The organism is uncultured Kiloniella sp., assembly GCF_937128705.1.
Taxonomy (GTDB): Bacteria; Pseudomonadota; Alphaproteobacteria; order Kiloniellales; family Kiloniellaceae; genus Kiloniella.
Genome location: NZ_CAKZMP010000292.1, coordinates 1 through 6503 on the forward strand (window position 1 = coordinate 1; position 6503 = coordinate 6503).

Below are 6503 nucleotides of genomic sequence, written 5' to 3' on the forward strand. Positions count from 1 at the left end.
TTGACGTATCTGGATAGCTCTGAGAGTGCCGATGAAACAGGTATGCTGATAAATGCAATCACAACAAACTTAACCAAATTTTTTAGGGAATCCCATCATTTCAAACACCTCTACAATTCTTGCCAAGAGATTACGCAATTACAATTAGACCGAGGAGAAAAGCGTCGGCTACGTATCTGGTCCGCAGGGTGCTCATCTGGTGAAGAACCCTACTCTATCGCGATCGTCATGAGCGAGTTGCAAAAAAAGACACTTCCTATCGATGTTAAGATTTTAGCGACGGATCTTGATACCAGTATGCTTCAAACTGGTATGAATGGAATTTATGACGCGAAATCAACTGAAAGCATGCCAGATAAATTTCGAAAAAAATACACACAAAATATATCGAACACTCAAATCAAAATGAGTACTGATCTGCGTGATCTTATTACCTTCAAACAACTTAACTTACTCGAAAAATGGCCGATGAAAGGACCTTTCGACATAATATTTTGCCGAAATGTCATGATTTATTTTGATCAACCAACAAAAACGTCTCTTGGTCAGCGATATGCAAATATGTTGAGGCCAGATAGTTGGCTTTATATCGGCCATTCTGAAAGCCTTTCCAACGAAACCAATCTCAAACTCATTGGTAAAACCATTTATCAACGACACGACAGGAGCGGGTGAAATGCTACAAATGACTGATAATAAAAGCACCTCCTCATCAAAAAAAATTCCTGATCACTTTTATTCAGATGACACAGACTTGCGCCATCCACACGAAGGCGAACCCAAAAGGTTTTATGACCCAAAGTTCAAGCATTACGCCGTAAAGATCATGCCGGGGACTCATTATGTCACATCTAGGCATGACGAAATGCTGGTAACAACTTTGGGCTCATGTGTGAGTGCCTGTATTCGGGACACCGCGCTCGGTGTGGGTGGGATGAATCATTTCATGCTCCCGGAAAGCGACACAGGAAAATGGGGCGGAAGCAGTGCTGCTATGCGGTACGGAAATCACGCCATGGAAACCTTATTGAATGATCTTCTCGCCATGGGCGGCGCAAAAAATCGCCTGGAAATTAAACTTTTTGGCGGGGGACATGTTCTCAATTCATCCAACCTTGTGGGCGAGAAGAATGTCCAGTTTGTTGAACGTTATTTAAAGAACGAACATCTCGCACCTTCATCGCAACATCTAGGGGGGACTCAGGCCAGAAAAATTATCTTCTTTCCTAAGACCGGAATCGTAAAAATGAAGCTCTTGCCCCATGCATTTGACGAAGAAGTTCTCATGAACGAAAGGAAGCTACGCTCTAATCTTGATCATCAGGAAATCGAAGGCAGTGTCGAATTATTTTGAGTAGGAAGTTATTTTGATCCCAGTAAAAGTCCTTATTGTTGATGATTCTGCTCTTATGAGAGAGCTTTTATCAGCCCTTTTATCTCAAGATCCATCAATCGAGGTTGTTGGTTCTGCCCCCGATCCGTATCAAGCGCGTCAAATGATCAAGCAGCTATTACCTGATGTGATCACTCTGGACATCGAAATGCCGAGAATGGATGGTTTATCGTTTCTGGAAAAGATAATGACACTCCGCCCCATGCCCGTTGTCATGGTTTCCTCCTTAACACAGCAGGGTGCCGAAGCAACAATCAATGCGCTTGAACTCGGCGCAGTTGATTTTTTCCCTAAGCCCAAACTGGATATGAAACGTGGCATTGAAAATCGCGCTGATGAGCTTATTCAGAAAGTAAAAAATGCGGCACAAGCAAGGGTAAAAACACTTGAGCGTCACCCTCAAACACCGCTTGATTCATCTGTTCTCTCAAACATCACGTTTTCAACAACCGAAAAAATCATCGCAATTGGGGCTTCGACCGGCGGGGTCGAAGCTCTGCGCGTTGTGATCAAGAACTTACCGGCGAATAGCCCTGCCGTTCTTGTGACCCAGCACATGCCAGAAAAATTCACCAAAACCTTTGCGGACCGCTTGAACAAAATTTCTGCTGTTTCAGTTAGCGAAGCAAAACACGGCGAAAGGGTACTTCCTGGGCACGTTTATATAGCCCCGGGGGGGAAACATCTAAAGCTTCATCGTTCTGGCGCGAATTATCTCTGTCAATTAACCGATGACGAAGCTGTATCAGGTCATAAGCCATCAGTTGATGTTTTATTCAACTCTACGTGCGAAGCGGCAGGCAAAAATGCCATCGGTGTTATTCTAACTGGTATGGGCAAAGATGGCGCAGAAGGGATGCTCGAATTACGGAAAGCTGGCGCAAAAACTTTCGGGCAAGACGAAGTTTCTTGTGTTGTTTATGGCATGCCTAAAGCAGCGTACGAGATAGGTGCTGTCGAACACCAAGTCCCCCTAAACAAAATGACGGAAACAATGTTAACAGCCTGTGGCGCAGCAAAAGACAGGCATATCCGAGTGTAAACATAATTAAGCCTCGGACACAGTACCACACAACGTGAGAGAAATATCTCGCACTGTAAGGAGAAATTTATGGCTATGGTAGCACAACCGAATATCTATGATCCTGAAAAGGAAAAGACCATGGATGATGCTGAACCAGAAGCGACAGTCGACCAGGAAGGGGCATCAGACGATCACAGCTTGCCCGTTATTCCTGGGCTCCCCCCCGTCGGAAGCCACGAAGGTATGCATGATTTGCTAACTCTTTGGGTCGGTTTATCCGAAGTCCAAAAAAGAACTTTTAAAGCGCTGACGAAAGAGGTTGAGGTTGCGAGTAACCTTGTTGAAACATCAACAGAAGAACTGTCTAAAAACTTCCAAGAACTCGCCAGTTTCTCTCAAAAACAAGCCGACGACCTTAAATCAATAATAGAATCAGCAAGTACAGTTGTTGTTGACGACCAAGAAATAACCTTGACGGATATTCTCCATGTCATGGATGGGTCTATTAGCACGGTCGTTGAACAAATATTGCATGTCGCAAAACACGGAATGTCTATGGCCTATGCTATGGAAGATTTGCTTGGCAATGTAGAAAAGGTTCAAGCCAGAGTAACAGATATTGAAACAGTTACAAAACAAACAAACCTGCTCGCCCTGAATGCAAAAATAGAAGCCATGCGAGCCGGAGAAGCCGGGGCCGGTTTTTCGGTTGTTGCAGATGGAGTAAGAGAATTATCAAATTCCATTAACGATCTTTCTGGACAAATCAGGCAAGAAATATCCGATGTTTCTCAGTCCTTATCTGATAGCCAGATAAACCTGAAAGAAGTCACCTCTATTGATATGACTGAAAATATCATGGCCAAAGATCGAATAGAAAAAATCATGACTTGTCTCATAGAACGCAATGAAGCTTTCAGTGCAACTATCCAAAATTCTGCAAGTAATTCTGACAGCATGACACGCCAAGTCTCGGAAATGATCACAGGTATCCAGTTTCAAGATCGAACCAGTCAAAGACTTGGTAATATTCTTGATGCTTTAAAAGTTCTGTCCGAAGCCGGTGAAGAAATGAAAGCCAAAACAGAGGAGCAGGTTGGTGAAGAAATAACACCCGAGCTTGATAGAGAATGGCTCAACCAACTCATTAATGGATTTCACCTTGGTGAGATGCGCGAACGTTTTATTATGCACGCTCTATATGATGAGGATGATAAAACAGGTAACGAGGCATCAACACCTGACACGAATAGTCAAGCTGAAGACGATGAAGATGACATAGAGTTATTTTAAAAATTTAGTTGCGAACCATAATCCTGGGAAGGACACCTCAAAATGGATTATACATTTAAATCCGATGGATCATTATTAAAGTGCTATATGGCAGGTGAATTTACCTTTACCGATCATCCCATTTTTCGCGATATGATTGACGCAGCAGTAAAAACAGGTGCTCGATCTATTCAACTGGACTTACAGAACGTCGAGTATATTGATTCAGCGGGCTTGGGGATGTTTCTCGTCGCCAACGAAAGATCAAGTGAAGAGGGGTGGAAGTTCTCGATAAGTAATCCCCGAGAGAAGACGCAGAAAATGTTCACGCTCGCGAAGCTGGGAACCATCGTTCCGATAACAAACGATTAAAACAGATAGGTAATTACTGATTTTGAATTTGAATAAAAACCATAAATAAGCTGTTTCTAGTCTGGATTTTCATGACTCATAACGCAAATGACATCCCTTTTGAATTGATAGAAAACCGGAAAATTTTGGTTGTTGATGACGTAAAATCTTTACGTGATGTTATGAGTCTTATTTTGCATAAAGCTGGGTTTAAAAATATAGAACAGGCTGAAAATGGTCAGGAAGCTATGGCTAAAATAACTGCGGCCCCCCCTGACCTTATTATTCTCGATCTCATCATGCCAATTATGGGGGGCATGGAAGTCTGCTACCAAGTACGAGAGACGAAAAAAACAGAATCTATACCGATCCTTGTTCAAACCGCCATGCATGACAACGAAGAACGCCTTAAAGCGTTTGCAGCCGGGGCAAGTGACCTCGTGACCAAACCTGTTAATGCACTCGAACTGGTTATCCGGACAACCTTACATCTTGAAAGTTTGGTGCTAACCGAAAACCGGGAAAAATACAGGGCCAGAGTTGCCGACGAACTGGCAATGGCAAAGGATGTACAGCAAAACATTTTGCCATCTGCGAAGCATCTCCACCAAATCCGAGATCAAACAGGTATAAATATTTCTTCCATGTGCCAACCCTCATCAGAATTAGGTGGTGATTTTTGGGGCGTTCGAACTTTAAGTGATGAGTCTATTGGCTTCTTTATCGCCGATTTTTCAGGACATGGCGTTGTATCAGCCTTAAACACGATCAGGTTGCACACCCTTCTATTTAATGTCGGTGAAGCATGGCAAGAACCAGATCAGTTGCTTTCCAGCATTAACCAAAGCTTGTGCGATATGCTGCCAACCGAGCAATACGCGACAATGATACTCGGCTTAATTTCTCCAAAAAATAACACCTTGAGTTATGCTGGCGCCGCGTCCCCTCCGCCTATTTATGGCTTGTGGGAAGAACCCGATAAATTACAGTACCTTGATACAACCGGGTTACCGCTTGGGATAAGTAGAACGGCAGCATATGATCTTCAGACCGTTCCTTTTACAAAGAACCATTTCCTCTTTTCGTTCAGTGATGCCCTGATAGAAACAAAACTGAACAATGATACATATCTGGAGGGTGAAGAATTAATCAGGCTGGTAAAGTACCTTACTGGTGGCAGGCCAACACCAAAGCTGCTGGATCAATTAATATCGACCTTCTTTGAAAGAGGTGGGAATAAGCTACGTGATGATCTGACCGCGGTTTGCTTTGATTATTTATAACAACAATGCGTTACGCATTTTTACAGGGGATAAGATACTCCTTAGTCATAGAGCAATTCGAGCTGTCACACGATTACCTATGTCATTATAAGTAAGTTCGGTAAAGGCCATCATCTTTGCCATAGCAATACCCCGCCCATGACTTGACCGTATCCGTTCATCATCAATCGTCAGATATTTACGCCAGTTAAATCCTTTGCCTTCATCTTCAATGACAAAAATAATTTCATCGTCTGTTCGTTGATAACTAACCCTGACAAATCTTGAATCAAATGGCTCAAGTTTGATACGATTTTGAATTTCATCATACAAACGCCCAGTTTCAAGTAACTCTGTTTTCAAATCATATCCGATTTCAAGATTTCCATGCTCAACTGCGTTTTGAAGTAACTCGTTCAGACCGATTACAATACCATCTGCCCCAGGACAGGCTAAGCTCAACATTGTCGTTAAATTTCGGGCTTCTTCCACGGATTGAAATTCAAAAGTTCCAGACGTGATCAAGCCAATCGCAGAGCTGCGCGTTTCAATTTCGTTTAACAATGCACGAATATGCTTAAATTGATTAATCGCCGCACAGGTCACAGAGTATAAAATATCTGAATCACACGGCTTTTTAATCGTATGGAACCAGTTATGCACAACTAATTCCAACGGTGATTTTCCGCTATCAATTTCAGTCATGATAACTGCCGGAATTTGCTGAGGTAACTTTTTAGGAGCCCCAAGAACCAGAGATGATTCAGACAGTAAATCCCGATCAAATTCGTCCGAAATCAAAATTAATCCGACGGGATCTGTTTTTAAAGCTTCATCAAAAAGAACATTGTCCGGCTCTAAAGAACAGATGACTTCAAAATTTTTCTCTGTCAGGAAATCACAAATTTCTATTCGAATGGCCTGATCCGGCTCTATCAAAAGTATACGCGGTTCTTTGGAAAACATTAATTCCCCCTGACCTCGGCATAATCATCGGCTACAGTAAAGCCCCCCTTCATTTAACCCTCAAAAGTATAAACAAACGACAAATACCAACAACCCATAATTGTTCAACGTTTCTGAGAAATAAGTTTTACATTCGCCTAAATCATTCAATGCACACCCAAAACCAAATCACCCCACAAGCGACACACCCGATATTTAATATCGGGTGTCCTTCTTTGGCCTCCAAACAGAACCT

The 6503-nt window shown here is 42.6% G+C and carries 7 protein-coding genes; 6 read left to right on the top strand and 1 reads right to left on the bottom strand.

Annotation, left to right across the window (positions count from 1 at the left end; translation table 11 throughout):
* The 6 genes from Q0241_RS14700 to Q0241_RS14725 form a co-directional block, all read left to right on the top strand.
* Positions 1-675, top strand: a 675-nt coding sequence (locus Q0241_RS14700; protein WP_299378806.1) for a CheR family methyltransferase, incomplete at its 5' end; no start/stop codon positions are given.
* A gap of 10 nt (positions 676-685) precedes the next feature.
* Positions 686-1354, top strand: coding sequence for a hypothetical protein (locus Q0241_RS14705; protein ID WP_299378807.1), 669 nt, complete (start codon positions 686-688; stop codon positions 1352-1354).
* A gap of 13 nt (positions 1355-1367) precedes the next feature.
* Positions 1368-2435, top strand: a complete 1068-nt coding sequence (locus Q0241_RS14710; RefSeq protein ID WP_366941189.1) for a chemotaxis response regulator protein-glutamate methylesterase — start codon at positions 1368-1370, stop codon at positions 2433-2435.
* 69 nt (positions 2436-2504) lie between these two features.
* Positions 2505-3710: a methyl-accepting chemotaxis protein gene (locus Q0241_RS14715; protein ID WP_299378809.1), complete on the top strand. Its 1206-nt coding sequence runs from the start codon at positions 2505-2507 to the stop codon at positions 3708-3710.
* A gap of 42 nt (positions 3711-3752) precedes the next feature.
* Complete coding sequence (locus Q0241_RS14720; protein ID WP_299378810.1) at positions 3753-4061, top strand: STAS domain-containing protein; 309 nt, start codon at positions 3753-3755, stop codon at positions 4059-4061.
* A gap of 71 nt (positions 4062-4132) precedes the next feature.
* A complete protein-coding gene (locus Q0241_RS14725) occupies positions 4133-5323 on the top strand; it encodes a PP2C family protein-serine/threonine phosphatase (RefSeq protein WP_299378812.1) in 1191 nt (396 codons plus the stop codon).
* 45 nt (positions 5324-5368) lie between these two features.
* Here the strand turns inward: Q0241_RS14725 and Q0241_RS14730 are convergent, their stop codons facing one another.
* Positions 5369-6268: an ATP-binding protein gene (locus Q0241_RS14730; RefSeq protein ID WP_299378814.1), complete on the bottom strand. Its 900-nt coding sequence runs from the start codon at positions 6266-6268 to the stop codon at positions 5369-5371.
* Positions 6269-6503: the final 235 nt, after the last annotated feature.

What these genes read in the sequence shown, in the direction of transcription:
- Q0241_RS14720 (WP_299378810.1), top strand. Translation starts at nt 3,753, where the DNA reads ATGGATTATACATTTAAATCCGATGGATCATTATTAAAGTGCTATATG.
- Q0241_RS14715 (WP_299378809.1), top strand. Translation starts at nt 2,505, where the DNA reads ATGGCTATGGTAGCACAACCGAATATCTATGATCCTGAAAAGGAAAAG.
- Q0241_RS14730 (WP_299378814.1), bottom strand. Translation starts at nt 6,268, where the DNA reads ATGTTTTCCAAAGAACCGCGTATACTTTTGATAGAGCCGGATCAGGCC.
- Q0241_RS14705 (WP_299378807.1), top strand. Translation starts at nt 686, where the DNA reads ATGACTGATAATAAAAGCACCTCCTCATCAAAAAAAATTCCTGATCAC.
- Q0241_RS14725 (WP_299378812.1), top strand. Translation starts at nt 4,133, where the DNA reads ATGACTCATAACGCAAATGACATCCCTTTTGAATTGATAGAAAACCGG.